A 25,263-nucleotide genomic window follows, 5' to 3' on the forward strand; every position below is an offset into this window, starting at 1 on the left:
GCGGATGCGGCAGGAACGTCGAACGCTCGCCGAACGCGACATGGACACCCCATCCGGGGGTCCAAGTGGGACGATCTCATCCACCTCATCCGCGATACGGACCGATCGTTGACGGCGAACATGAGACCCTGTCGGGGAGGCCGGAAAAGAACAACGCCCGCTCCTCCAGCTGAAAGGAAGCGGGCGTCTTCTGTACTCTGATATGAAATCTCCTGATTCTCCTGAAATGGGGGAATCACGAGTCAGGGCTCACACGTTAGTAGAACTGCGGGAACGGGTCGGGAAGGATCGCTTACCGGTTCATAACGATCGGCCATCGGCCCCGTCACATCGCGACGCCCGTGGCCCCGCACACAGATCGACCGCCCCTCCCAGTGCGGTGTGACAGGAGAAGGATGTCCGACTGGCTCCATTCAGGTCCCGTATCTCCCATCTGGCCGGTTGATCGCTACGAAGTGCGCTCCATCCGGCCGAACCCGAGCTTCGGAGCCGCAGACCGCTACGCCTCCTCGACGGCCGCGCACGAGGCGGCCCTGCGCATGAGGGACTCCGGCCTCGCGACGCAGATCCAGGTGATCCGCATCGAGGACGGCGTCGTCCTGTTCGACCTGGCCGCGGGAGTGGAGATTCCGCTGGAGGCCTGGTGACCGCAGGGTCCCGGTCCCCCGCTGGTGCAGGATGAGGCCATGACGGCGACGGACGGGGACGGCTGGGCGTTGTGCGCCCGCGGGCATCAGCACTGGGGCGTCCACGGCGCGGCCGGGCTCCTCGCCGTCCACCACACGGTGGACGGCATGCCGTACGTCCTGATGCAGAAGCGCGCGTGGTGGAGCCATCACGGCGGAACCTGGGGACTCCCGGGAGGCGCCCGCGACAGCCACGAGGACGCCGTCACGGGAGCCCTGCGCGAGGCGTGGGAAGAGGCGGCGCTCACCCCCGACCAGGTCAGGGTCCAGGGCATCTACGTCGACGACCACGGCGGCTGGTCGTACCACACCGTGATCGCCGCCGCCGCGGGCCTGCTCGACGCGAGCCCCGCCAGTGGTGAGAGCGCGGACATGCGCTGGATCGCGGCCGACGAGGTGGCCGCCAAGCGCCTCCACCCGGGGTTCGCCGACGCCTGGCCGATGATCAGGTGCGCGCTCGACCCGCTCGTCCTGGTTCTCGACGTCGCCAACATCGTCGGCGCACGGGCCGAGCACGGCTGGTGGAAGGACCGGGCGGGCGCGGCCAACAAGTTGCTCAACGACCTCCTACCGCTCGCGTCGGACGGCCTGAGCCGCCGGCCGGAAGACCTGCCGGAACTCGCTCAGTGGTTCCCGCGGATCGTCGCGGTCCTCGAGGGCGCCGCGGCCCGCGGCGCCGACCCCGTCCCCGGTCTCGGCATCGACGTCGTGGTGGCGCCGGGCAGCGGCGACGACGCGATCGTGGAGGTCGTGCGCGAGGCCCGGACGTGGGAGAGGGTCCTCGTCGTCACCGCGGACCGGGGGCTGCGCGAGCGGGTCACGGAACTCGGAGCGCTCGTCACCGGCCCACGCTGGCTGCTCGGCCAGCTCTGACGACGGTTTTCCACAGGCCGCCTTCCGCGGTGGTCGCGGGCTGCCAGGATTGGCGCATGCCCGACCGAGCCGTGGCCGACCCAGCGGTTGAGATCCCCCCTGACGCGTGGGGCCGGAGGTCGGCCGTCGCCCCCGTGATGCCCTGGGTGTTCGGCCTCGTCATCCTCCTGCTCCTGGTGGGACGGATCGTCCTGACGCCCGTGCTGACGGCGCCGGCGTTGCAGACCTGGGCCACCGTCTTCGTGGCGATCTGCGTGCAGGCCCTGCCCTTCCTGGTCTTCGGCGTGCTGCTGTCGGCCGCCATCACCGCCTTCGTGCCTCCGTCGTTCTGGACCAGGGCGCTTCCCCGCCACCCGTACGCCGCGGTTCCCGTCGCCGGAGCGGCGGGCGCCGTGCTCCCCGGATGCGAGTGCGCTTCGGTGCCCGTGGCGTCCGGTCTGATGGCGCGCGGGGTCACCCCCGCGGCCGCGCTGGCCTTCCTGCTGTCCTCACCCGCCATCAACCCGGTGGTCGTGGTGGCCACCGCGGTCGCCTTTCCCCAGCAGCCGCTCATGGTCGTCTCCCGGTTCTGCGCCTCGCTGGCCGTCGCGGTGCTCGTCGGCTGGGTCTGGCTCAGGTTCGGCAGGTCGAGCTGGCTGCGCGTGCCGTCGCGTCCGCCTGTCTCCGGCTCGGCCTGGGCGGACTTTCGCGACGCGATGCGCCACGACCTCCTCCACGCGGGCGGGTTCCTCGTGGTCGGCGGCCTGACGGCGGCGACGCTCAACGTCGTCGTGCCGCGTGAGTGGCTCGGCTCCGTGGCGGGCGTGCCCGTGTTGTCGGTCGTCGTGCTGGGCCTGCTCGCGGTCGTGTTGTCCATCTGCTCGGAGGCGGACGCGTTCGTGGCGGCGTCGCTCACCTCCTTCTCACCCACCGCCAAGCTCGCCTTCCTGGTGGTGGGCCCGATGGTGGACCTGAAACTGATCGCGTTGCAGGCCGGGACGTTCGGCCGGTCGTTCGCGATCCGGTTCGTCCCGCTCACCTTCCTGCTGGGCATCGCGGCGAGCATCGTGGTCGGGAAGGTCCTGCTGTGAACCGGATGTCCCAGAGCCTGATCCTCGTCCTGCTCGGCGGCGCGGTTTTGCGGGTCACCGTCCTGTCGACGACGTACGTGAACTACGTCAAGCCGGGGTTCCGCCCATACCTGATCGCGGCGGGTGTCGTCATCCTCGTGCTGGGCGTCGTCGGACTGGTCCAGGAGTGGCGTCAGCCGCACACCACGGGGAAACGCCTCGCCCACACGGGCGACGCCGGCGGCCCGGCGCACACGGACGGCGCCGCCGGACCGGCTTCCACAGGGGTGGCCGCCGGAGGCCGCGGACACCATCACGGGCACGACCACTCCCAGGTGTCGCGGGCGGCCTGGCTGCTGTGCCTGCCGGTGTTCGCCATCTTCCTGATCTCTCCTCCGCCGCTGGGCGCCTTCGCCGCCCGCTCGGAGGAGGCCCCGCCTCCGCCCCCCGCTCTCGCCGCCGGCGCCTACGCCCCGTTGCCCGCGGACAAGTCCACGCCGATGGAGCTGGGAGAGTTCATCGGCCGCGCATGGGGGGATTCCCGCCGTTCGCTCGCCGGGAAGAAGGTCACGCTCACCGGCTTCGTCGTGCGCTCGAGCAAGAAGGACCGGTGGTACGTCACGCGGATGCAGATGAGCTGCTGCGCCGCCGACGCCATCGCGCTGAAGGTCGCCGTCCTCGACGCCGAGCGCCCGCCGGACGACACCTGGGTCGAGGTGACGGGCACCTGGATCGCCCCGAAGACCGACAGGATTCCGAACGGCACGGTCCCGCCCGAGCTGACGACAACCGAGGTCACCGAGATACCGCAGCCCTTCGAACCGTACGAATGATTCCGCGGCCGCCCACGAGCGCGGGTGCTCGGTTAGAGTCCGGAGCATGACCTGGCGACATTGACGCTCACCTGAATCCCCGCTCGCGGCGAGGCTCTACGCCTATGCCTTCGCCGAAGACTGCGTGCTCCTCTATCCGGTGTACGCGGTGCTGTTCGCCGAGACCGGCCTGTCCCCGGGCGAGATCTCGTCGCTGTTCGTGATCTGGTCGGTCACCAGTTCCGTGATCGAGGTGCCGTCCGGCCTGTGGGCCGACGTCTTCTCCCGACGGCGACTGCTGATCGTCGGGCCGCTGCTGACCGGCTCCGGTTTCGCGCTGTGGACCTTCCTGCCCTCGTATCCCGCGTTCGCGCTCGGTTTCGTTCTGTGGGGCGCGGGCGGTGCCCTGCGTTCCGGCACGATGCAGGCGCTCGTCTACGAGGAACTCGACCGCCTCGGCACCGCCGACGCCTACGCCCGGCTCATCGGCCGCTCGGAGGCGATCGGCACGACGGCGGTCATGACCGCCTCCGCCCTCGCTGGGCCGGTCTTCGCCGTCGGCGGTTACCTCGCCCTGGGGCTGGCCAGCGTGGCGGTGACTCTGATCACGGCTCTGGTGGGATGGACCTTCCCCGAGTCCAGAGCCTCGGCCGAGGATCGCCAGGAAGAGACCTTCATGGGCGTGCTCCGCGCCGGGCTCGGCGAGGTGCGGGGGGCACCGCTCGTCCGGCGCCTCTTCCTGCTCCTCACGGTGATCTCCGGCGCCGGTGCTCTCGACGAGTACCTCCCGCTCCTCGCACGCGCGACCGGAGTGTCGACGGCCGTCGTGCCCGTCCTCGTGCTGGTGGTCACCTTCGGGGCGACCGTGGGCGGGTGGCTCGCCGGACGGGCGCCCCGGGCGCTCGCCCCCGCCCTGGCCGTCGGCGGGCTCTGCCTCGCCGCCGGAGCGGCGAGCGGACGGCCCGCCGGCTTCGCCCTCATCGCCGTCGCATTCGGAATCTTCCAGTGGGCCACCGCCGCCGTGGACGCACGACTGCAGGAGGCGATCACGGACCGGTCCCGCGCGACCGTCACGTCGATGGCCGGACTCGGCGTCGAGGCCATGGCGGTGATCATCTTCGCCGCCTATGCCCTGGGATCCATCTGGGCCGGCCCGTGGCTGATCTTCACCGTGGCCGCCGTGCCGTACCTGCTGGTCGCCCTCGCGGTGCGGCGATGAGGCGCGGCCTACCGCGGGCCCGGCGGCGGCTGCGGGTGCGTGCCCGGGCGCCGGACAGGCAGGTGGTAGGTCTCGCCGCGCCCGATGTAGTGGACGAGATGCGAGAGCCTGGCCCGGTTGACCTGCTGCTGGAAGTCGTCGATGCCGGAGGTGAACACCTCGTAGTCGTCGTAGTGCACCGGGAGCACGGACGCCGGTTTGATCAGCTGGATCCAGTCGGCCCCCTGCCAGCCGTCCATGGAGACGAGCATGCCGAGGATCTTGGTCCCGCCGAGGTGGACGATGCCCACGTCGATGTCGGTGAAGCGCTGCGGGATCTCCGCCAGACACGGGTCCATGATCGTGTCCCCGCTGATGTGCAGGCGCATGTCCATCTCGCCCTGCCTGGTGAAGTCCAAGACGCTGCCCATGCAGGGCGGCAGCAGCATCTGCATCGGCCCGGGCGCGTGACGTGCGGGTGTGGCGGTGATCGTGAGCGTACGGTCGCCGCGCTGGATCCGGTGTTCCTCCCAGTACTCCAGGCCGAGCGCGTTGTGGAAGCCCTGCCGCTTGAGCCTGCGGGCGGCCTGATGGGTCGTGATGATCGGCACTTCCTTGTCCAGGCCGCGCCGCGCGACCCGGTCCCAGTGATCGCCGTGCATGTGCGACAGGACGACGGCGTCGAGCGGCGGCAGCTCGTAGACGTCCATCGCGGGCTCGGTACGGCGCTTCGTGGTGATCCCCCAGCCGAGGTTCGCCCGCTGGCCGCGGTGGAGGAAGTTCGGGTCGGTCAGCACCGTGAACCCGTCACAGCGAATGATCGTGGTCGCGTTTCCGATGAAGAAGACGCTCGCATCTCGTTGATCGCTCATGCCTTCCTCCCCTCTCGCACTTTCAGGCTACGCATATAGGCACGAATCACCCATGCGTGGGGGGTGGCATCCGACCGGCGAATGATCTACCTCAGGCGAATCGAAGGACGGGCCGCGACGCCCGCGGGGCTCAGTCTCCGAGCACGGCGAGCTGGCCGAGCTCGCCCGCGTGCGCCTCCGCCATGGCGGCGGCGAAGGCCTTGGTGTCGCCGTCCGCCCCCGCCCCCTGCTCCCCCTGCGCGACGAGCACCGACTGCGTCAGGAAGTCACGCGTGTGCTCGGTGAAGAGCCGGTCGAAGGCGGCGCCCTTCGCCTCGGCGACGACCTTGAGCTCATCCGTGGTGACCATGCCCGGGATATCGTGCCCCTCATGCACGTTGACGTACGGCACGCCTGATCGGTCCAGCAGGCCGTGCAGGCGCTGAAGTTCCGAACGGTAATCGGCGCTGAGGGATCGGGAAAAACGCGTGATCCGCGGGTCCTCGGTCTGGTCCGGGGCGAGGTCAAGCAATCGGACGGCCTGCTCGGTCATCGGGATCATCAGTTGCAGCCAGGCGACGTCCGTCGCGTTGAAGGACGCGTTGAAGGTGCCGGACGGCGTGACGGCGGGCGCGGAGACCGCGGTCGTCTCCTCACCCGGGTGATGGTGGTGACTCGCCGCCGACGAGGTCGGACCGGCGGCGACGCATCGGGCGACGAGGAACACGGTGACCAAGGCGAGGAGAGGCGCCCCGACGGTGACCGCTCTCATGTCCGTCCCTCTCGCTCGGGCCGGCCAGATCTCAGACCGTGGATCTCAGATCTCGGCGAGGGAGGCCCCCGCGAGGGCCTCGCCTCAGAGTAAACGGAAGGTGTCAATTCCACCCAGAGAATTCTGTAGGTCCACTTATCCACATATGCGAGTTCGCGTCCTTCGGACCCGAAGGCTCCGAGTCTGCCGCTTGTCCCGGCCGAGGTCGGCGGGGCCCTACGGAACAGGAGTGATCGTCGCCCGCCGAGACCAGGGCGGGGACACCCGCGGGAAGGCTCGTCCCGTCGGCCCTCCCGGGGCGCGTCCGCATGGTCAGCGCTTGAACAGCGCGACCTTGGCCATGGTGGCCTTCTCCACGACGGCCACCCGAGGACTGCCGTTGACGATCCTCAGCCGCAACTGGTTGTCGGTGCCCAGCCCGAACTGGCCGCCGAGGCTGACCTCGATGCGCCCGTCCGGGCCGGCGTGGCAGGTGAGCCGCCACGCGTCGTCGAGGAACTTCTTCCCGTCGCGGTCGTAACGGGCCCACGAGACGTCCAGCCCGTCGCCAGGCTGGAGCCCGCCGATCCGCACCAGGGCGTCACAGAGACACCAGCGCGACCCGGAGGCGAGGACCGCCACCCCGTTGTCCCCGTGGGCCTTGGGGTCGTCCACGTACTCGGTGCCCCACCGCACCACGATCTCGCCGTTCGCGGGGACCTGCTGGTCCACGCCGGCTCCCAGCGAAACCACCTCGGGCACGTCGTCCTCCACGCTGTAGTCGGGATTCCAGAAGCCGGCGATCACCGAGGCGGCGCGCACGCGCCGCTTGCAGGCGTCTCCGGTGTTGCCTTCGATCGTCTGGACACGGCCGTCACCCAGGTTGCGCTCGACGACGCCGACGTGGTCGACCCCGCCGACGGCGTCCCGCCCGTCCCAGTCGAAGAACACGATCGCGCCCGGCTTCGCGTGGGCCTTCACGTTCGCCGCGGTCCCCGCGAACCATCGGCCCAGTTTCTGGCCGTCCTGGGCGTGCCAGACCGTGTAGGCGCGGTCCCCGTTGGGCAGGACGGCCGCCACGTTGTCGCTCTTCCTCGCCCAGTACGTCACCGCCTGGTCGCACCATGCCGCCTTGAGGAACTCGTCGCCGTGGCGCTTCGCGTAGTCGCGGGTGATGGCGTTCGGGCGGCCCTCCATGCCGAGGGACGCGCGGGCGGCCGCCAGCATGCTCTGCACGCTCATGCGTCACCGACCGCGTGGCCCTCGCCTTCGTACACGCCGGTCACGGGGTTGAGCACGTAGCCGAGGTCGCGGAGGACCTGTTCCTCGTCCTCCTCCGTCGGGCCCCATTCATGGACGTCCACCTCGGCCGCGACGAGATCGGCCTCGGATGGTTCAGGTTCAGACATCGGTCCTCCGGTTGCAGATCTTCGTATTAGATCCTGCAACGCTCGGATTGATCAGCTGGCAACCGATTCGGTCTCGATTGCGGGATTCGTGCGGAGTTTCCGGTGGGATCGCGCGACGCGAGAGCGCCCATGGAATAGCCGGTCACATCCGACGGTTCTCGACAGAACCGGACTACAGTCCGGATCTCCCGGACAGCGGGCACGCCGATGTCACGAGCCGAGAGATCGGAAACCACAGAGCGGACCGGAGCGGTCCGCCCCCTCTGCCGGAGGATCGCCGTGACCATTCAGGCGCCGAGCACCGCTCGCACCGTCGACCGCGTCGAAGCGAAGATCGTTCTGGGCCCCAACGACCAGACGGACGACAGGGCGATCATCATCGCGCCGACCGACCCCGCGCGCACGGACCCGTTCCTGGTGCTGGGCGAGGACTGGTTCTCCTCGCCCGGCTTCGACTGGCATCCCCACCGGGGCATGGAGACCGTGACCACGATCCTGGACGGTGTTCTCGAACACGGCGACAACGCCGGACACGCCGGGGTGCTCCAGGCCGGCGACGTGCAGTGGATGACCGCCGGGCGCGGAATCATCCACCGTGAACTGGCCTTCCGCGACGAACACGCCCACACCCTGCAACTGTGGCTGAACCTGCCCGCGCGCTCCAAGATGGTCGACACGCGCTATCAGGACCTGCTCGCCGCGAAGCGTCCCGTGTCCACCGTCCGGCCCGGTGTGACCGTCGACGTGATCTCCGGTTCGGCGGGCGGCGTCGAAGGGCCCGCCCTCAACCACTGGCCGATCACCGCCGCCATCGTCACCCTCGAGCCGGGCACGTCCGTCGACCATCACCTCCCCGCGTCTCACCGGGCCTTCGCGTACGTGCTCGCCGGCGAGGCCGCCATCGCGGGACGCCGGGCCCTGGCCGGCGAGATCGCCTGGTCGGATCCGCTGCCCGGCGCCGAGGGAGACAGCACACTGCGCGTCGACACCCGGGACCGCGAACGGCCCACCCAGCTGATGATCTACAGCGGCCGTCCGATCATGGAGCCGATCGCCATGGGCGGGCCGTTCGTCATGAACAGCCGGGTCGAGATCACCAAGGCCTTCCAGGACTTCCACGGCGGCAAGTTCGGCGACGTCCCACGCCAGGCCCGCCTGAAGTACCAATAGGGAGGCCGCGGAAGAACGCGGGTGGTTCGCCGGTGACCTCCGGTGCTCTAATGACCCCATGCGCCGGCTCATGAAGTCCTTCGCCCAGGCCCTTCGTGATGAGAACGTCGACCTCTACATTCTCGTTTTCACCGCCCTCGTTTTCACCGTGCTCGGCGCGGTGAACATATCCAGTACGACGACCCTTTCATCTGTCACATTGGGGGCGCTCGCCTTCCTCGCTTTTTCGCAGATCCGATCGCGGCGGCACGTCGCGGAAATAGCGAGGTCTCGTGAGGCAGATCCCCTGGCGATACTGCGCACGGAATTCCCGGCCGACCTCGCCCAGCGGCGTGCGTCGGCCACGCAGTATCTGTACATCGGCGTTTCGATGGCCCGGACCGTCCAGACGATGCGAAACGATCTCCGCCGACTGCTCCTCAACGGCGCGAAGGTCCGCGTCCTCCTGCTGGACCCCACCGATGACGCGTTGCTTCGGCACGCCGCCGCCCGGGCGGAGAGGGGCTCGGACCCCAGGCGCCTGGCGGCGAGGATCAACGCCTCTCTCGAAGAGATCGCCTTCCTGCGGGACGAGACCCGGGGCGACGTGGAGATCCGGGTGCTGAGGCACGTGCCCTCGATGAGCGTGAACGCCATCGACACGCAGAGCCCGGCCGGCACCATATGCGTCCAGCACTACGAATATCACGCGCCCGCCGAGTCCCTTCCGGTGATCCAGTTCGAGAGCAACGACGGGTTCTGGTACCAGCACTTCGTGTTGGAGGCGGAGAGGATGTGGGAGGACGGAAACCCCTGGCCGCCCCTCGCCGGGCCTCAGCCCACCCACGCGCAACGCCCGCAGTTCAAAGAGGAATTCGACGGCGAGCTGATCACCGCGATGGAGTCGGCGGACGAACTGCTCATCACCGGGGCGACCAGGAACACCCTCGTCCACAACAATTACGGGAATTTCGAAAAATGGCTGACGAAGGGGTGCAGGATTCGATTCCTGCTGATCGATCCTGAATCGGATGCCGTGACGACGGCAGCCGACAGGTATTACGCCGGGCGATCTCCGGAAAATCTGCGGGAGCGCGGAAGGAACACGCTGCGCCTTCTGCGCGAACTCCGGCTTTCCACCGGAGGCGATCTCACGGTACGACTGACTTCGCATCCGCTCGCGATGGGCATGGTCGCGGTCGACGCGTCCGTGAGCACACGCGGGGAGATGTCCGCGCTCTTCATGGAGTACTTCACCTACCAGGCGTCAGGTGAGCCGAAGTTCGTGGTGCCCTCCTCGGACGAGCGGTGGTTCGTCCATTTCGTCGAGGAGGCCGAGGCCCTCTGGCGGACCGCCTCAGATCACGAGCCCGAGCCGGCCGAATGACGGCTGCGGGGCACTACGCGTCGACGCGAACCCGGCCCTTCTCGGACCTGTCGAACTGGGCGAGCCTGGCAAGCGCCGCCTGGATCGCCTCGGGGCCGTCGTCGGCGAAGGCCCGGCTGACGGCGAACTCCCGCAACGGCTGCTGGTAGAAGTACCGGTCCAGGTCGCCGGTCTCCAGCAGGTGCATGTCGACGAGGGACTCCAGCAGGACCGCGGTGTCGCCGAGCGAAAGATCCAGCAGGGCCGCCGCGGCACCGAGCGAGACATCCGGACGGTCCGCCACGGACATCAGCCGGAACGCCCGCGCCTGCTCGGGGGACAACTGCTCCATCACCGACGTGAACGGCTGCTCGATGGCCCTGCACTCCGCCGGGAGCACAGGCGAGCCGGGCCCGGGCCTGCCGACCCGCCGCTTCGCCTCGGCGATGGTCCAGCCCGGCCGCGAGGCGATCCGCGCGCCGAGAGCCTGCAACACCTGCGGCAGGCCGGCGGTGCGCCGTACCAGCTCGCGGACGTCCGCGAGCTCCGGGCGCACCCGGTCAGCGCCGATGAGCCGTTCCAGCAGCACGATCGAGTCGTCCTCGCCGAGCCCGGTCAGCTTCAGCCAGTGGACGTGTGCCAGGCCGTACAGCCGCTGCCGTGCGGTGATCACGACGGCGGAGCCGCCGGACCCCGGCAGCAACTGCCGGACCTGATCGGCGTCGCGGGCGTCGTCCAGCACGACGAGCAGCCGGCGGCCGGTGGTCAGCGTCCGCCACAACGCCATCCGCTCGCTGAACGACTCGGGCAGCCCCGCGGCCGGCACGCCGACGCCGCGTAACAACTCGGCCAGGGGCTCGCCGGCCGTACCGAGGTCGACGAACAGCTGGCCGTCGGGGAAGTCCACGGCCACCGCGTGCCCGAGGTGTACGGCGAGAGTGGTCTTGCCGACGCCGGCGAGACCTTCGAGGCCGACCACCGGGACGCTGGCGTGGGTGGGGGTGAGGGCGTCGGCGATCCGGGACCGCTCCTCGACGCGGCCGGCGAAGGTCGGCAGGTCCGGAGGCAGCTGCGTGGGGCCCTGCGATGTGACGGCGGTCGCGGGCGCCGGCACGGCTGGGGCGAGCAGCGCCGGGTCGGACGCGAGGATCCGCCGCTGCATCTCCCGCAGGTCCGGGCCCGGGTCCAGCCCCAGCTCGTCGGCGAGCAGGCGCTGCACCTGCCCGAACTCCGCGAGCGCGTCGGCCTGCCGTCCGGACCGGTAGAGCGCCAGCATCAGCAGCTCACGCGGCCGCTCCCGCAGCGGCTGCTCGGCGATCACCTCGGCGAGCTCGGCGGCCGCTTCGGTGTGGCGGCCGGACTCGATGTCGGCCGCCGCCAGGTCCTCGATCGCCGTGAGCCGCAACTGCCCGAGCCGTACGCGTTCGAACTCGGCGTAGTCGCCGTTGACCCCGGCGAGCGGGGTGCCGTGCCACAGGGCGAGCGCTTCACGCAACGCGGTCGCCGTGGCGGGCGGGTCGCCGGCGCGACGAGCCTCCCTCGCGACGCCGAGCAGCCGCTGGAACTCGGTGAGGTCGAGGTGCTCGGTCCGCAACGCGTAACCCCCGCCCACCGATTCGATCACCGCTGTCGGGTGGCCGAGGTCGAGGGCGCGGCGCAGCCGCGACACGTACGACCGGACCACGCCGACCGCGGCACGTGGCGCCGCTCCGCCCCAGATCGCGGCGATCAGCTGGTCGGGCGAGGCGGGCAGACCTGCCTGGAGCAGGAGGATCGCGAGAATCGCCCGTTGCTGCGGGGAGCCCAGCTCGAGCTCGTCGTCGCCGCGCCAGGCGCGCACCGGACCGAGCACCTCGAACCGCAGCCGCTCGCCCATCCAGGACTCCCTCCGGAACCGACCGCACGCCCACCTCGGCAACGGCCGGCGTACGGCCGCTATTCCAGGTCAGACAGCACCTGAGCAGCTCGGCCCAGACCGAATCGGGGCGGATGCGTCGAGCGGGTCGGCCCGCGCCGGGGCAGGCGAGTCAAGCAGGTCAACCGGCATCGAGCAGGTCGGCGAACGGCGTCGGTGCGAACGGGTCCCGGACCACCGGCGCGCCCCGCCGATGGATCTCGACCGCGAGCTGGGCGGCCGCCCTGTCGATCCGGTGTGCCAGGAGGTCCGGCGCGGCCGTGCCGCCCCAGTCCTCCGGCGCCGCGAACACCGACGTCCGCACGACCACGCCTCGTAGATAGACGAACAGCGGCCGGACCGCGTTCTCCAGCACCAGCGAGTGCCGCGCGGTGCCCCCCGTGGCGCCGATCAGCACTGGTTTGTCCGCCAGCGCGTTGTCGTCCACCATGTCGAGGACGTCGAAGAACGCCTTGAACAACCCGCTGTAAGAGGCCGTGAACGTCGGCGTCACCGCGATCAGCCCGTCGGCCCCGGCCACCGTGTCGAGCGCGTCCTTGAGCTCCGGGGCCGGGTAACCGCTGACCATGCCGTCGACCAGGTCGTGCGCGTGGTCGCGGACCTCGGCCACACGCACCTCGACCTCGTCACCCAGTTCACGGACCTCACGCTCGGCGGCCGCGGCCAGGCGGTCGGCGAGAAGCCGGCTCGACGACGGACGGCCGAGCCCGGCGGACACCACGGCGATGGTGCGCCTCATCGGGCAACCGCCGCCTTCAGCGACTCGTGCGTCGGCGGGTCGGGGATGTGCGCCGGTCGCGACGCCGCGAACTCCTTGCGGAGCACGGGGACGACCTCTTCTCCGAGGAACTCGATCTGGTCCAGCACCGCCTCATGCGGCAGGCCCATGCCGTCGACGTTGAACAGCTGGCGCTGGTAGTCGCCGAAGTCCTCCCGGAACTGGAGGGTCCGATCGATGATCTGCTGGGGGCTGCCGACCGACAGCGGCGTCTGCTCCATGGTCTCCTCCAGCGACGGCCCGTGGCCGTACACCGGGGAGTTGTCGAAGAACGGCCGGAATTCGGCGATGGCGTCCTGCGATTTGCGCCGCATGTACACCTGCCCGCCGAGCCCCACGATCGCCTGGTCGGCCGGCCCGTGCCCGTAGAACTCGAACCTGGTGCGGTACAGGTCGATCATCCGCCGGGTGTGCTCCTTCGGCCAGAAGATGTTGTTGTGGAAGAACCCGTCGCCGTAGTAGGCGGCCTGTTCCGCGATCTCCGGACTGCGGATCGAGCCGTGCCAGACGAACGGCGGAACGCCGTCGAGCGGACGCGGAGTCGAGGTGAACGACTGCAACGGGGTACGGAACCTGCCCTGCCAGTCGACCACGTCCTCGCGCCACAACCGGCGCAGCAACGCGTAGTTCTCGACCGCGAGCGAGATGCCGTCGCGGATGTCCTTGCCGAACCACGGATACACCGGGCCGGTGTTGCCCCGGCCCATCATCAGGTCGACGCGGCCGTCTGCGAGGTGCTGGAGCGTCGCGAAGTCTTCAGCGATCTTCACCGGGTCGTTCGTGGTGATCAGCGTGGTGGACGTCGACAGCAGGATCTTGCTGGTCCGGGCGACGATGTAGCCGAGGAGCGTGGTGGGCGAGGACGTCACGAACGGCGGATTGTGGTGCTCGCCCATCGCGAAGACGTCGAGGCCGGCCTCCTCCGCCCTGATCGCGGTCTCGATCATCCGCTTCATGCGCTCATGCTCGGTCGGCGCGCGCCCGGTCGCCGGATCGGGCGAGATGTCGCCGACGGTGAAGATGCCGAAATGCATGACGTGCCTCAGTTCGTGAACGTCGTCTACGACCGGTTCTCCGGTCACGTCCCGATGAAAGCGCCCCGGCGTTGACGCCTCCTGCACGTCCGCATCACGTGCCGTACATACGTGTCACGGCGGGCCGCGGTCAATCGGTGGGCACGGGGGCGTCCGGCGCGATCAGTTTCTCCTCACGCAGCGCCGTCCAGAATGCCGCCGGGACCGTCTCGCTCAGCGCGGCGACGTCCTCGGCGATGCGACTCGGCCGTGAGGCGCCGGGTATGACCGCGGCTGTGACGGGGTGCGCGAGGGAGAACTGCAGCGCCGCCGCCTTGATCGTGATGCCGAACTGCTCGGCGAGGGCCCTCAGGCGCTCCACTTTCGCGACGATGGAAGCCGGCGCCTTCTGATACTCGAAGTGCGTCCCGCCGGCGAGGATTCCGGAACTGTACGGCCCGCCCACCACGATGTCGACGCCCTGCTCCTGCGCGGCCGGGAACAGTCGCTGCAGGGCGTGCTCGTGGTCGAGGAGCGTGTAACGGCCGGCCAGCAGGAAGGCGTCAGGACGCGGTTCGTCGAGGTCCAGGGTCACCTCGAGCGGCTCGACCCGGTTGACACCCAGGCCCCATCCCTTGATGACGCCTTCGTCACGCAGTTGCTGCAGGACGCGGAAGGCGCCGGTGCGGGCGGAATCGAAGGCGGCCAGCCACTCGTCCCCCCAGAAGTCCGGGGAGACGTCGTGCACCCAGACGATGTCGATCCGGTCGGTCTTCAGGCGCTTGAGGCTGTCGGCGATCGACCTGCGGGCGCCGTCCGCACTGTAGTCATAAACGATCTTGTTCGGACGGCCGTGCTCGAACAACCCGCCCTTCTCGCCGAGGTCACGAGCCGACGGGTCCTCGGTCTCGTCGAGGATGAGCCGCCCGACCTTGGTGCTCAGGGCGAACTCGTCTCGAGGACGGTCGGCCAACGCCTCGCCCAGCCGGATCTCCGCCAGGCCCGCGCCGTAGAAGGGAGCGGTGTCGAAATAGCGGGTGCCCGCGTCCCACGCGGCGGCGACGGTCGCCGCGGCCTCGTCGTCGGGGATGGCGCGGTACATGTTGCCCAGCGGCGCGGTGCCGAAGCCCAGGCTGCCGGGAAGGAAGGATCTGATGCCCATGGTGGTGAACCTCTCCGCACGTTGAGGGCGCTGCTCCTTTCTCACGTTCCATCCATCCGGACATCCGGGCGAAGATCCCTCATTCAGACTTTGCGCCACCCTTGGCGCCATTTGGGACCTTTCAGACGCTAGATCTACGCCCTGCGTGGCGTACGAACCGCCGATCGGGTTCAACAGGTCAGGCGCCGCCGGTGCGCATGGCGGTGACCACCACCGTGGTGTAGTGCATCGTGAAGCCGCCGCCCAGCGCGGCGACGGCGGCTCCCATGCCTGTGAGCACCTCGTCCAGCTTGGCCGGCGGAAGCCGGGTGTGGCCGCCGTGAGTGGGCAACTGGTCCAGCCACTCGTCTCGGGTGTAGAACCGCTCCCAGTCGAATCGCCACTGCTCAGGCTCGCCGAACGCGCCCGCCTCATGGATGCCGTCAATGGCTTTGGCGGACAGCGCCGAGTATCCGTCCCGACTGGGGGCGATCTGGCGGTAGGCCATCGAGGCCAGCGAGTCGGGCAGCACCCGCTGATAGACGGCGGAGAAGGCCTGCACCGCTTCCGGGGGAGGCTGGGCGACGTTCCAGAACACCGCCAGCCGGCCGGTGGGCCGGAGGACCTGTGCCGCCTTCGTCGCCCCCGCCACCGGGTCCACCCAGTGCCAGGCCTGCCCGGCGACGACCGCGTCGAAGTTCCGGCCGGCGGGGTCCCAGACTTCGAACGTCGCCACCTCGGTCTCGACCCCGCCGCGCCGCGCGAAGTCGGCCATGCGCTCGTCGGGTTCGACCCCGAGCACCTTGCAGCCGGCCGCCTGGAACTGCCGCGCGTCTATGCCGGTGCCGCTGCCGACGTCGAGGACGTCGGGGCCGGGGCTGCCGGCGACGATCGCGTCCACCATGGCATCGGGGTAGTGCGGGCGGGTGCGGTCGTAGCGTTCGGGATCGGAGCCGAACGACTCCGCCCGCCGCCGGTCCTCATGAGGGGGCTGCCGGTCGAAAGGTATAGTGGGCATGCGCCCACTATGGTGGGCACATGCCCACTCGTCAATCAGGCGAGGTACGGCAAGGCTCGGCGAGGAATGAGGGATGCCCGGTGCCGACAGGGGTGGCCATCCGCGACGTCCGCGAGCAGCTGTTCGACGCAGCCGAGCGCGTCCTGCTCCGGGACGGACCCAACGCGCTGACCAGCAGGGCGGTCACCACGGAGGCAGGTTGCGCCAAAGGCGTCCTGCACCGGCACTTCACCGACTTCGACGCCTTCCTCGCCGAACTCGTGCTCGACCGGGTCGCCAGGATTGACGGACAGGCCACGGCCCTGCGCGAGTCCGCCGGAACCGGCACCGTCGCCGGCAACCTCACCGACACGCTGACGGACCTGTTCCAGTCGGTCGCCGTGGCGATCGTCGGCCTCGTCACCTCACGAGACGACCTGCGCGCCCGGCTGCGCCAGTCCAGGCCGACCGGCGTCCCGGTCCTGGCGGAGGCCACTGCCATGATCGCCTCCTACCTGGCCGCCGAGCGCGAACTGGGCCGCATCGCGGCGGACGCCGACGTCGACCTGCTCGCTCCCATGCTGATCGGGACCGGGCACCTGCTGTTCGCCGACAGGAAAGGCGTCCCACCGGAGGAGGGAGCCGTGCACAAGGTCGTGACCACGGCCATCGGCTCCGTCCTGCGAGGGGCGTGACGCCGAACGTCGTCAGGTCATCAACTGCGCCATCGGCTGCCATGGCGCCGCGTCGAAGATGAGCATGATGGTGGTGATCTTGCCGCTGTCGTCGAGGCGGAAGTGCTCGGCGGTGCGCTGGACGCCGGCGGGAGTGGCGGTGTGGACGTCGTAGACGAGCGTGGCCTCGGCCTCGCCGTACAGTTCGCTGATCAGGTCGACGTCCGTGACGATCTTGACGAACTCCGGTAGCCCGGCCAGATGACCGACCGGGTCGGTGGACCTGATGAACGGGCTGCGAAAGCTGAAGGGCTCCGCGAGGTGCGCGGCCGCTGCGGCCACGTCACCCCGGAACCTGGCCTCGTGGTAACCGCGGACGGTCTGCGCGGTGGTCGTCATCGGGCTCCGTTCAGATACTCGGCGAGCTTGTGCTGGTTGTCGGTGAGACGCAGGCACAGATGACGCAACTGGGCCAGTTCGGCGGGGGCGAAGTCCCGGAAGATCGCCGCCATGGCGGCCTGGGTCGGCCGCCGGAAGTTTTCGATCCACTCCTGTCCGGCAGGCGTGATCCCGACCAGGACGGAGCGGCGGTCGTGGGGGGCGGGGGTCCGTTGCGCCAGGCCGTCCCGCTCGAGGGTGTCGACGAGCCCGGTGACGTTACGGGAACTCACTCCTGCCGACTGGGCAAGATCCCCGATGGCGGTCCCGTCGGACGAGGCGCTCAGGCGCAGCAGGATGTCCAGCGCCCCCGAGCTGAGCCCGCGGTTCTCAGTGCCGTGGGCCCGCATGCGTTCGATGGCGTGGAAGGCGGTGCGAACAGCCGCTGCGGCCTCCAAGGCAAGAGTGTCGTCGTCGCCGATGAACTGGGTCATCGCGGCTCTCGCCTGGGCGTCGAAGAGCAGGCCGTCCGCGTCGGGCGTGATTTTAGGTACCTCATTCATAGTGAAGCACCACTTTAATACGTACTTCCATAAATGGGGAAGCCGGATGCGCGGACCATCCGGCCCCGGCGAACGCATCACGCCCGTGCAGGCGCGGGCGTGATGCGCGCCGCAAGACCCGGCTACGCTGCCGCCGGGCTATCGCACCAATGCGCCGAAGACGTAGGTCCCGGGAGCGCCCGGGTCGTCACCCGCCCAGAACTCCGTCCAGTGAGTACGGAACTCATCGCGAGTGAGGTGGCCGTCGCCGTCCAGGTCGAGGCGGGGGAAGACCTCATCGGTCGCCGTGGGCGTGCCGTTCCACGTCTCGATGAGCGCGCCGTACTCCGAGCGTGAGATGAGACCGTCCCCGTTGAGGTCGATGGCCTCGAACATCGCGTCGGCGGTACCGGAGACCGCGTCGGCCATGCCATTGAGGTTCTCCACCACGAGCAGCACGTCGTCGAGGGTGACGCCGTCGCCGCCGTCAGGTCCGGCGGCGGACCTGAGCACCGGCCACCAGCCGGTCATGACGGAGGCGAGTCGCTCCGGATCGACAGGACCGGCGACGGCCTTCCAACGCTGGGCGAGCGCCTGGAAGTCGGCCTCGGTCAGCCGGCCGTCGCCGTCCACATCCATCGCGTGGAAAACTCCGATGACCTTTCTCCGCTGGAACTCACTGGCCACATCCGCCTCCGTTCTTTCGGGAGACTCCATGCTTCGGGCCATTCGCGGTCGGTGACCATACTCACTTAAGTGACGAAGTAGTTACGCATCGTGGACGAGCGAGTATCGGGCCGGGTGTGGCGAGCGGTCAGGGCAGGTGCCCGAGCTGACGTAGTGCGCCGAGGTCGTCGCGGCAGGCCCAGTGTTCGGCGATCCGGTCGCCGTCGAAGCGGACCATGTGAATCTGCTGCATACTGAACCGCCCACCGGTGGGCGGATGCCCGAACAACGGACCGTGCTGTACGGCGGTCAGGGTGGCCCGATAGGCGGCCTGATCTCCGGCCGACAGCACCTCGTGGACCTCGTAGCGGATATCGCCGAGTGCGGAGTGCAGGAACGCGACGGCGGCCTTGAGATTGTCGGGGCCGGGCCCGGCAGGACTGGGCGGTGCGGCGTGGTCGACGAAGTCGGCGGTCACCAAGCGGTCGGCGAGGTCGGTGTCGCCGGTCTCGAACAGGTCTCGGTAGATGCCGCGGATGATCTGCTCGTGTCTGGTCATCGCGCCTCCCGGCGAGCTCGCAGGGTATAGAGGGCGACACAGGCGGCGCCGGCCATCAGCGGAACGTGGAACAGGTACTCGATGCGGGCCAGGCCCGCGAAGTCGTGATGGTCCAGGACGCGATGCAGGTTGTCGTGCGGCCACCAGCTGAGCAGCATGAAGCAGACGCTCACGTACAGCGCCCAGGCAGGCCGGGTGGGCTTGGCCGTGTGTCGCGCGACGGGCGCGCCGACGATGGCGTACGCGACGCCCGCGCCAAAGAAGAGCGCCTCGACCACCGAAAGGATCAGGAAGTAGGGCAGGAGGTCATCCGACGGGGTGATCGCGCCGGGCGGGTCGGGCCACACCACGCGACTGAGGGCGAAGGTCGCCAGTGCGGAAGTGCCGGCGGCGGACGCCGCGGTGATCCGCATGGCGCGGGTGGGGATCGGTAGGGTCGTCATTGGCTACCTATTCCAGTGACTGGAATGACATTACAGTGACTAGAACGAGATTAAGGTGAACGGCGTGGCGGCGCAAGACGGTTCACGGCCCAATCGACGCCGGATCCAGGCGGCCCAGACCCGCCGGGACATCATCCTGGCCGCATCGAAGCTGTTCACCCAGCATGGATACGCACACACCTCGGTCGCCGACATCGCCCGGGAGGCCGGCGTGGCCGTGCAAACGATCTACGCAAGTGTCGGCACGAAACCGCAATTGATCACAGCGATGCTCGACGAGGTGGACACCATCGCCGAGATCCCGGAACTGGCCGCACGGATTCAGCGGTCACAGGACGCGCACGAGGTCATTTCGCTGATGGTGCGCCTGACCCGCCAACTCAACGAGCGGTGCCGCGACATCATCACCGGACTGCGTTCCGGTGCCCACGTCGACGCCGACCTCGCCGTCGCGTACGCCGCCGGGGCCGCCCGCCACCGCGACGGCGCCGCCATCTGCGCCCAACGCCTGGCACGACTCAACGCCCTACGTCCCGGATTGGACACCGCGACCGCCGCCACCACGATCGCGGTGCTGCTGTCCACCGACAGTTACGCGCAACTGCACACCGAACACGGCTGGCCCTACGAGCGGTGTGAGCAGTGGCTGCGCGACACCCTCAATCAGCTGCTCCTGCCGACCGCGACCCCCGAACCGCCAAAAGGATCCTGATCAGCCCGGCGTGAAGCCTCTCCTCGCTCGGCCATCGTTTATTCTGCGGCAATGCCGGCTTCCGCGGACCGTCCATTGCTTTTCCTCGACGTCGACGGACCGCTCATCCCGTTCGGCGCACCGCAACTGCGTATTCATGAACACCCGGACAACCGCTCGGCATCACAAGCAGGCTCGAATCCGCTGCTGGCCAGAATCGATCCCCTGAACGGGACACGGTTGTCGGCGCTGCCGTGCGACCTGGTGTGGGCGACGACATGGATGGCCGACGCGAACGAATTGATCGCTCCGATCCTCGGCCTGCCCGAGTTGCCGGTAGTGGATTGGCCGGACCCGGAGGAGGACGGCCCGCTGCACTGGAAGACCCGTGGTCTTGTCCAGTGGGCGGCCGGGCGCCCGTTCGTCTGGGTGGATGACGAAATCTCCGACGCCGATCGCCTCTGGGTGTCCGCACACCATGGCCGGAAGGCTCTCCTCCATCGCGTCGATCCTCGCCGCGGTCTCACAGACGCCGACTTCACCGTCATCGCTGACTGGTTGGCACAGCTGTAACCCGATCCAAGCACCAGGCGTCCCGGAATCGGGTACCTGATCACGCATTTGGCCGAGTTGCTCGGCTTCTACCGGGAGGCTGCCCGACGAGGGCAGGCCGTCGTCATGTGGTGGGACTGATCGCTCCATCCGCCCTCGATCCAGAGCGTTCGAAGCGGCCCCGGAATGGGTGTCATCGTCGGCCATGCGGGCATCTTCCTGCGGAAACCCGGCTGGTGCCGTACGCGCCCTGGTTGGGCGGAGGCGCAATGACGGCAGACGGGTCAGAGGCGGGTTCGCCCACCGGTCCCCCGACGGGACACGGGGGTGAAGGCTTCGCACAGGCGGGCACCGGCCGGGTCGAGGCCTTCAGCGACGCGGTGTTCGCCATCGCCATGACGATCCTGGCCCTGGAGATGCGCACCCCCGACCACCCCAGCGGCGGACTGCTGCCTGCACTGTGGCACCAGTGGCCCGTTTACCTGGGATATCTCACCTCGTTCGCTTATATCGGGGTGATCTGGCTGAACCACCACCAGGCCTTCACGCGCGTCCGCGTCGTCGACCGCTCACTGCACGCGGCCAACCTCACCCTGCTGCTGACTACCGCCGCGCTGGCCTTCCCCACAGCGGTCGTCTCCGATGCCGTGCAATCCGACATCGGCGGCGCGGACGCTCGGACCGCCGTCGCCCTGTACGCGCTCATCGCCGCAGCCATGTGCGCGAGCTGGCGATGGATCTACATCCATCTCGCTCGGAGACCCGATCTGCTCACGAGCGGGGATCACCGGCGTTACATCCGCCACGGCCGGATGCGCTCATCCACCGGCGTGGTCGGTTACGCGCTCGGCGGCGCACTGGGCTGGTTCGTGCACCCGGCCATCGCGCTGGGCCTGTTCCTGTTGCTACCGATCTTCTATTTCGCCACCAGCGAGGGCCTGCCCCGCCTCAGTCGCCGAGGCGGGTGAGCCGGCCGCACTGGACGTGGCTTCTCGTACTGATGCATCGTGCTCAGGCACGATCGATCGGCGAACGGTGGAGGTGCGATGACCGGCGAGGCGCCCTTCCGGATAGGCCTGCGAGCCGAGGATGTAATTGCGGCGGCCGCGTTCTACGAGGGGCTCGGATTCGAGAAGACCGGGACGATGTCCGGCCCCGACGGCCGGGCAATCATGGCGATCCTGCGACGCGGCGATCTCCAACTGCTCGTCGACGCCCTGACCGGCATGCCGTTTCCCGACAGCGAGCGTGAACGCGCCACGGTGGCCGGTCCGCGGGGCCTGGGTGTGGTCGTCGGCATCGAGGTGGACGACGTCGAGGCGACCGCGGACTATTGCCGTTCGGCCGGATGCGAGGTCATCACCGACTCCGTCGACGCACCGTGGGGCGAGCGGTACGCCGAGGTCCTCGATCCGCATGGATACGGGTGGAAGTTCTTCCAGTTGCTCCCGGACCCGCCTCAAGACAGCTTGCGCAGCGCTTACGACAGCTGGTTCGCCTGACCCGTAATCGCATTCGACCGCCGGGCCGCGTCAAACGGCAGTGAGCAGCGCCTCGAGCGGGCGAGGCAAGACGTCCCGGCCGACCGCCGCCTCCGCGAGCAGCCGTGCGTAGCGCAGTTTGCGACGGGCGCCGCTGCTCAGAAACCGCCGCATCTGCGCTTCGGGTTCCTGACCGCGCCAGGCGGGCTGACTCTGCAACGAGCGGAACGACCCGAGGTCTCCCTGGGAGTCGAAGAGCTCCTGGACCTCCGCGGCGCCCACGCCGCGGATCAACTCGTCCTCCAGATCCTTCACGCAGACGTAGAACCCCAGGTGCTCCATGTCGGTACGGGTGCGAGGTGAGCCGACATCGGCCGCGACCAGTCCGCGCCGAAATATCTCCTCCTCATGCAGGTCGCACAGGCCGGCAAGCCGTACCCGGGTGGCCGGCGGGCCGAACCCGGTCAGGACGCGGCCGATCGCGTGCGCCCCGCCGATCGGCAGGATCACGACCCGCTCCGCCTCCAGATCCCGGCCGCGTCCCATCGCGGCCGTCTCCAGTGCGATCTGGTCGCTGAGGCCCTCGACGAGCACCACGGCAACGGCGTCGGCGACCTTCGGCAGGGCGCGGGCCGTCGCCCGGTCCGAGGCGTCAGGACCACTGTCGTACCCCTCGAGTGCCCGGCGGGCGAGCTCTCGGCGGTTGGTGGCATCCATGGCGGTCTCCCGGTCCGGTTGGATCAGACGATGACCGACTGACAACCGTCACCTTACGCAGTCACGGCAGATACCTACCGATCGCGACCAGACGGAACCGGCGCCCTCCTCAGAGGGAATCGCGGGCCCCGGGAGTCAACCCGGCACGGAGCGGACGGAACGGCTACGGGGCTGCCGGGCAAGGACGGTGATCCGTCCATGATCTGATGATCACTAAGATCGCCGGGTGATCATCAGACGACGCCCGGCCTTAGCCCTGCTCGGGATGCTGGCCGCCCTCTCCATATTCGGTGTGCCGCCCGCGCACGCCGACGAGACCACCCCGAAGGAACCGCCCAAGGTCGAGCTGGTCCTCGACATCAGCGGCTCCATGCGGGCGCGCGACATCGAGGGCCACAGCCGGATCTCGGTGCTCCAGCAGTCCTTCAACGAGGTGCTCGACGCGTTGCCCGCCGAGGCCCAGGTCGGCATCCGCGTCCTCGGCGCCACCTACCCCGGCGACGTCAAGGCCGTGGGCTGCAAGGACACCCAGCAGCTGGTGCCGATCGGCCCGATCGACAAGCTGGAGGCCAAGACCGCCGTCGCCACCCTGCGCCCCACCGGCTTCACCCCGGTGGGCCTGGCGCTGCGCGCCGCCGCACGGGACCTGGGAACCGGCGAGACCACCCGCAGAATCGTCCTGATCACCGACGGCGAGGACACCTGCGCCCCGCCCGACCCGTGCGAGGTCGCCCGGGAGCTCGCCGCGCAGGGCACCCACCTGGTGGTGGACACCCTCGGCCTGACCCTCAACGACAAGGTGCGCAGGCAGCTCACCTGCATCGCCTCCGCCACCGGCGGCACCTACACCGCCGTCACCAGCAAGACCCAGCTGACGAACCGGATCAACCAGCTGGTGGACCGCGCCGCGACCACCTACACCCAGACCCCGGCTCAGGTGGACGGCACGGAGGACTGCGCCGGTGCCCCGCTGCTCAGCCCCGGCGCCTACACCGACCGGGAGCAGTTCCAGGAGCACCGCTGGTACCGGGTACCGGTCCGCGACGGGCAGGAGCTGCGGGCCTCCGTCAGCGTCTCCCTGGACCGCGCGCTCAACCGCGACTACGGCGTGCTGCTGCGGGCCGTCTCCAAGGACGGCCGGGAGCTGGTTCGCGGCACCGACGCGGGCAGCGGCCGCACCGATGTGCTCTCCACCGGCCTGCGCTGGTCCGCCGAGCAGGACGCCCCCGACCAGACCGTCTGCCTGGTGGTCAGCAACTCCTTCTCCTCGCCCACCGCCACCACCGCCGCGACGCCGGGTATGCCGCTGGAGCTGACCGTCGGCGTCGTCGACTCCTCTCCCGCCCCCAACGGCCCCGACCTGGGCCGCGGCTGGGGCCTGCTCGGCCTGCTGGCCCTCGCCGGTCTGGTGGGCGGCCTGCTCTTCGGCTGGCTGGCGCGCTGGCGGGTCGCGATCTGGAGGGAAAACTGATGATGCGTACAACTTCCATCCGCCGCTGCGCCGGGGCGCTGTCCGCCGCCGCGGCCGCACTGCTGCTCTCCGCCGGTCCGGCCGCCGCCGACACCGCCTCGCCGACACCGTCCCCGTCGGAGAGCCTGGCGCCGGTGACCACGGCCGGATCCTCCTTCCTGACCGCGACCGCCGTCCAGCCCGGACAGCCTGTGCAGCTGGCCGGCTCAACCGGCGACTACCTCTACTGGTCGTTCACCGCCGAGGCCGGGCAGACCGACAAGATCGCGATCACCGTCACCCTGCCGCCCGCAACGTCCCGGCACGGCGCATCCGGTTGGGCCGTGGACGTCTTCGACGGGCTCCGCCGCCGCCAGGCCTGTACGGCGGGCGCCCAGACGCCGACCGCCGCAGACGACGCCGCATCGGTCACCCTGGGCTGCACCCTCCGGCAGGTCCGCGCCTGGGCCGAGCCGTGGTCCGGCGACCCGCTGCCCGGCACCTACTACGTCAGACTGGCCGTCACCGAACTGCCCGAGCAGGATCTGGGCCTGCCGATGCAGGTGGCGATGCAGATCACCGCCCATGACAGCGACGACATCCAGCCGGAGGGCGGCGAGCTCAAGGCCTCGCTGACCCAGCCGGTCGCCGCCGGAACGGTACTGACCTCGGCGCCGCCGGTCGCGGCCGAGGAAGAGAAGGACACCGGCTGGAGCTGGGACTGGCTCCCCGACTTGTCGACCCGCTGGGCCTGGACAGCCGTCGGCGGCGCCATCGCGGCCGTCACCGGCGTCGGCGGCTATCGGCTCACCCGGCATCCGCGTCGGCGCTTCCCGGAGCCCGACGGCTTCACCCGCCCGCCGGCCACCCGCCATGATCATCCCGTGAATATCCCGTGAGCAGCGGCCGTAGGCCTCCTCAAGGCGGCCTACGGCTGCGCACCCCTGAAACGGCGAACGATGCCCGACCGTAGCGAAACCCGCTGGTCAGGCACCGTTTCAGGAGGTTGAGCGGAGAGCGTGGGATTCGAACCCACGAGACCGGTCACCCGGCCTAGCGGTTTTCAAGACCGCCGCCATCGTCCACTAGGCGAGCTCTCCAAATGACGCCTGGCGAAGACGT

At 69.4% G+C, this 25,263-nt stretch carries 29 protein-coding genes and 1 tRNA gene; 14 read left to right on the forward strand and 16 right to left on the reverse strand.

The genetic code is table 11. The features are described from left to right. Window positions 1-455 precede the first annotated feature (455 nt). From Pka01_RS19800 to Pka01_RS19820, 5 genes are all read left to right on the forward strand, one after another. Complete coding sequence (locus Pka01_RS19800) at window positions 456-647, forward strand: hypothetical protein (protein ID WP_203884293.1); 192 nt, start codon at window positions 456-458, stop codon at window positions 645-647. A 39-nt stretch (window positions 648-686) separates the two neighbouring features. After that, a complete protein-coding gene (locus Pka01_RS19805; RefSeq protein WP_203884294.1) occupies window positions 687-1,559 on the forward strand; it encodes an NUDIX hydrolase in 873 nt (290 codons plus the stop codon). A gap of 56 nt (window positions 1,560-1,615) precedes the next feature. Further along, window positions 1,616-2,629 (forward strand): permease, encoded by a 1,014-nt coding sequence (locus Pka01_RS19810; RefSeq protein ID WP_203884295.1) that lies wholly within the window; start codon window positions 1,616-1,618, stop codon window positions 2,627-2,629. A 5-nt stretch (window positions 2,630-2,634) separates the two neighbouring features. Then, window positions 2,635-3,441 carry a TIGR03943 family putative permease subunit gene (locus tag Pka01_RS19815; protein WP_239115152.1) on the forward strand — a complete coding sequence of 269 codons (807 nt, stop codon included), beginning with the start codon at window positions 2,635-2,637 and terminating at the stop codon, window positions 3,439-3,441. Window positions 3,442-3,565: 124 nt separating this feature from the next. Then, window positions 3,566-4,639, forward strand: coding sequence for an MFS transporter (locus Pka01_RS19820; RefSeq protein WP_239115141.1), 1,074 nt, complete (start codon window positions 3,566-3,568; stop codon window positions 4,637-4,639). Window positions 4,640-4,647: 8 nt separating this feature from the next. Here the strand turns inward: Pka01_RS19820 and Pka01_RS19825 are convergent, their stop codons facing one another. The 4 genes from Pka01_RS19825 to Pka01_RS19840 all read right to left on the reverse strand — a co-directional run bounded on the left by Pka01_RS19825 (window position 4,648) and on the right by Pka01_RS19840 (window position 7,629). Next, window positions 4,648-5,490, reverse strand: a complete 843-nt coding sequence (locus Pka01_RS19825) for an MBL fold metallo-hydrolase (RefSeq protein ID WP_203884297.1) — start codon at window positions 5,488-5,490, stop codon at window positions 4,648-4,650. Between the two features lie 130 nt (window positions 5,491-5,620). Continuing rightward, complete coding sequence (locus Pka01_RS19830) at window positions 5,621-6,241, reverse strand: DUF305 domain-containing protein (protein WP_203884298.1); 621 nt, start codon at window positions 6,239-6,241, stop codon at window positions 5,621-5,623. Between the two features lie 312 nt (window positions 6,242-6,553). After that, window positions 6,554-7,462, reverse strand: a complete 909-nt coding sequence (locus tag Pka01_RS19835; protein ID WP_203884299.1) for a CHAP domain-containing protein — start codon at window positions 7,460-7,462, stop codon at window positions 6,554-6,556. After that, window positions 7,459-7,629, reverse strand: coding sequence for a hypothetical protein (locus tag Pka01_RS19840; RefSeq protein ID WP_203884300.1), 171 nt, complete (start codon window positions 7,627-7,629; stop codon window positions 7,459-7,461). The genes Pka01_RS19835 and Pka01_RS19840 overlap by 4 nt, the downstream gene beginning before the upstream one ends. Before the next feature lie 279 nt (window positions 7,630-7,908). Here Pka01_RS19840 and Pka01_RS19845 point away from each other — a divergent pair, with 279 nt between their 5' ends. Further along, window positions 7,909-8,799, forward strand: a complete 891-nt coding sequence (locus tag Pka01_RS19845) for a pirin family protein (RefSeq protein WP_203884301.1) — start codon at window positions 7,909-7,911, stop codon at window positions 8,797-8,799. Window positions 8,800-8,857: 58 nt separating this feature from the next. Then, a complete protein-coding gene (locus Pka01_RS19850; protein WP_203884302.1) occupies window positions 8,858-10,165 on the forward strand; it encodes a DUF5919 domain-containing protein in 1,308 nt (435 codons plus the stop codon). 13 nt (window positions 10,166-10,178) lie between these two features. Here Pka01_RS19850 and Pka01_RS19855 read toward each other — a convergent pair whose 3' ends face one another. The 5 genes from Pka01_RS19855 to Pka01_RS19875 all read right to left on the reverse strand — a co-directional run bounded on the left by Pka01_RS19855 (window position 10,179) and on the right by Pka01_RS19875 (window position 16,009). Next, a complete protein-coding gene (locus Pka01_RS19855; RefSeq protein WP_203884303.1) occupies window positions 10,179-12,020 on the reverse strand; it encodes an AfsR/SARP family transcriptional regulator in 1,842 nt (613 codons plus the stop codon). Window positions 12,021-12,180: 160 nt separating this feature from the next. Next, complete coding sequence (locus tag Pka01_RS19860) at window positions 12,181-12,798, reverse strand: CE1759 family FMN reductase (RefSeq protein ID WP_203884304.1); 618 nt, start codon at window positions 12,796-12,798, stop codon at window positions 12,181-12,183. Continuing rightward, on the reverse strand, window positions 12,795-13,871 hold the full coding sequence (locus tag Pka01_RS19865) for an LLM class flavin-dependent oxidoreductase (RefSeq protein WP_203884305.1): 1,077 nt from the start codon (window positions 13,869-13,871) through the stop codon (window positions 12,795-12,797). Before Pka01_RS19865 ends, Pka01_RS19860 begins: the two co-directional genes overlap by 4 nt. Before the next feature lie 130 nt (window positions 13,872-14,001). Beyond that, window positions 14,002-15,012, reverse strand: a complete 1,011-nt coding sequence (locus Pka01_RS19870; RefSeq protein WP_203884306.1) for an aldo/keto reductase — start codon at window positions 15,010-15,012, stop codon at window positions 14,002-14,004. A 178-nt stretch (window positions 15,013-15,190) separates the two neighbouring features. After that, on the reverse strand, window positions 15,191-16,009 hold the full coding sequence (locus tag Pka01_RS19875) for a class I SAM-dependent methyltransferase (RefSeq protein WP_203884307.1): 819 nt from the start codon (window positions 16,007-16,009) through the stop codon (window positions 15,191-15,193). Window positions 16,010-16,089: 80 nt separating this feature from the next. On the opposite strand from Pka01_RS19875, the gene Pka01_RS19880 reads away from it, so the two are divergent. Then, window positions 16,090-16,683: a TetR/AcrR family transcriptional regulator gene (locus Pka01_RS19880; protein ID WP_203884308.1), complete on the forward strand. Its 594-nt coding sequence runs from the start codon at window positions 16,090-16,092 to the stop codon at window positions 16,681-16,683. Window positions 16,684-16,695: 12 nt separating this feature from the next. Here the strand turns inward: Pka01_RS19880 and Pka01_RS19885 are convergent, their stop codons facing one another. The 5 genes from Pka01_RS19885 to Pka01_RS19905 all read right to left on the reverse strand — a co-directional run bounded on the left by Pka01_RS19885 (window position 16,696) and on the right by Pka01_RS19905 (window position 19,250). Further along, the gene (locus Pka01_RS19885; RefSeq protein WP_203884309.1) at window positions 16,696-17,061 is read right to left on the reverse strand and encodes a hypothetical protein; all 366 of its coding nucleotides are present in this window, start codon (window positions 17,059-17,061) and stop codon (window positions 16,696-16,698) included. Then, on the reverse strand, window positions 17,058-17,603 hold the full coding sequence (locus Pka01_RS19890) for a MarR family winged helix-turn-helix transcriptional regulator (RefSeq protein WP_203884310.1): 546 nt from the start codon (window positions 17,601-17,603) through the stop codon (window positions 17,058-17,060). The genes Pka01_RS19885 and Pka01_RS19890 overlap by 4 nt, the downstream gene beginning before the upstream one ends. A 138-nt stretch (window positions 17,604-17,741) precedes the next feature. Continuing rightward, window positions 17,742-18,269, reverse strand: a complete 528-nt coding sequence (locus Pka01_RS19895; RefSeq protein ID WP_203884311.1) for an EF-hand domain-containing protein — start codon at window positions 18,267-18,269, stop codon at window positions 17,742-17,744. A 127-nt stretch (window positions 18,270-18,396) separates the two neighbouring features. Beyond that, window positions 18,397-18,807, reverse strand: coding sequence for an ester cyclase (locus tag Pka01_RS19900; RefSeq protein WP_203884312.1), 411 nt, complete (start codon window positions 18,805-18,807; stop codon window positions 18,397-18,399). After that, the gene (locus Pka01_RS19905) at window positions 18,804-19,250 is read right to left on the reverse strand and encodes a hypothetical protein (protein ID WP_203884313.1); all 447 of its coding nucleotides are present in this window, start codon (window positions 19,248-19,250) and stop codon (window positions 18,804-18,806) included. The genes Pka01_RS19900 and Pka01_RS19905 overlap by 4 nt, the downstream gene beginning before the upstream one ends. 64 nt (window positions 19,251-19,314) lie before the next feature. Here Pka01_RS19905 and Pka01_RS19910 point away from each other — a divergent pair, with 64 nt between their 5' ends. The 4 genes from Pka01_RS19910 (at window position 19,315) to Pka01_RS19925 (ending at window position 21,995) form a co-directional block, all read left to right on the forward strand. Further along, window positions 19,315-19,962 (forward strand): TetR/AcrR family transcriptional regulator, encoded by a 648-nt coding sequence (locus Pka01_RS19910; RefSeq protein ID WP_203884314.1) that lies wholly within the window; start codon window positions 19,315-19,317, stop codon window positions 19,960-19,962. Between the two features lie 51 nt (window positions 19,963-20,013). Beyond that, entirely contained in the window at window positions 20,014-20,514 is a 501-nt protein-coding gene (locus Pka01_RS19915) for an HAD domain-containing protein (RefSeq protein ID WP_203884315.1), read from the forward strand. A 248-nt stretch (window positions 20,515-20,762) separates the two neighbouring features. Next, complete coding sequence (locus tag Pka01_RS19920) at window positions 20,763-21,461, forward strand: TMEM175 family protein (RefSeq protein ID WP_203884316.1); 699 nt, start codon at window positions 20,763-20,765, stop codon at window positions 21,459-21,461. A gap of 78 nt (window positions 21,462-21,539) precedes the next feature. Next, the gene (locus Pka01_RS19925; protein WP_203884317.1) at window positions 21,540-21,995 is read left to right on the forward strand and encodes a VOC family protein; all 456 of its coding nucleotides are present in this window, start codon (window positions 21,540-21,542) and stop codon (window positions 21,993-21,995) included. A 30-nt stretch (window positions 21,996-22,025) separates the two neighbouring features. Here Pka01_RS19925 and Pka01_RS19930 read toward each other — a convergent pair whose 3' ends face one another. After that, complete coding sequence (locus tag Pka01_RS19930) at window positions 22,026-22,691, reverse strand: TOPRIM nucleotidyl transferase/hydrolase domain-containing protein (protein ID WP_239115142.1); 666 nt, start codon at window positions 22,689-22,691, stop codon at window positions 22,026-22,028. A gap of 226 nt (window positions 22,692-22,917) precedes the next feature. Here Pka01_RS19930 and Pka01_RS19935 point away from each other — a divergent pair, with 226 nt between their 5' ends. Together Pka01_RS19935 and Pka01_RS19940 are read left to right on the forward strand one after the other, a co-directional pair. Next, window positions 22,918-24,162, forward strand: a complete 1,245-nt coding sequence (locus tag Pka01_RS19935; protein ID WP_203884318.1) for a VWA domain-containing protein — start codon at window positions 22,918-22,920, stop codon at window positions 24,160-24,162. Continuing rightward, window positions 24,162-25,040, forward strand: coding sequence for a hypothetical protein (locus tag Pka01_RS19940; RefSeq protein ID WP_203884319.1), 879 nt, complete (start codon window positions 24,162-24,164; stop codon window positions 25,038-25,040). The genes Pka01_RS19935 and Pka01_RS19940 overlap by 1 nt, the downstream gene beginning before the upstream one ends. Window positions 25,041-25,152: 112 nt before the next feature. Here the strand turns inward: Pka01_RS19940 and Pka01_RS19945 are convergent. After that, a tRNA-Ser gene (locus tag Pka01_RS19945) sits at window positions 25,153-25,241 on the reverse strand. Window positions 25,242-25,263: the final 22 nt, after the last annotated feature.

Source organism: Planotetraspora kaengkrachanensis, from assembly GCF_016862895.1.
Classification (GTDB): domain Bacteria; phylum Actinomycetota; class Actinomycetes; order Streptosporangiales; family Streptosporangiaceae; genus Planotetraspora; species Planotetraspora kaengkrachanensis.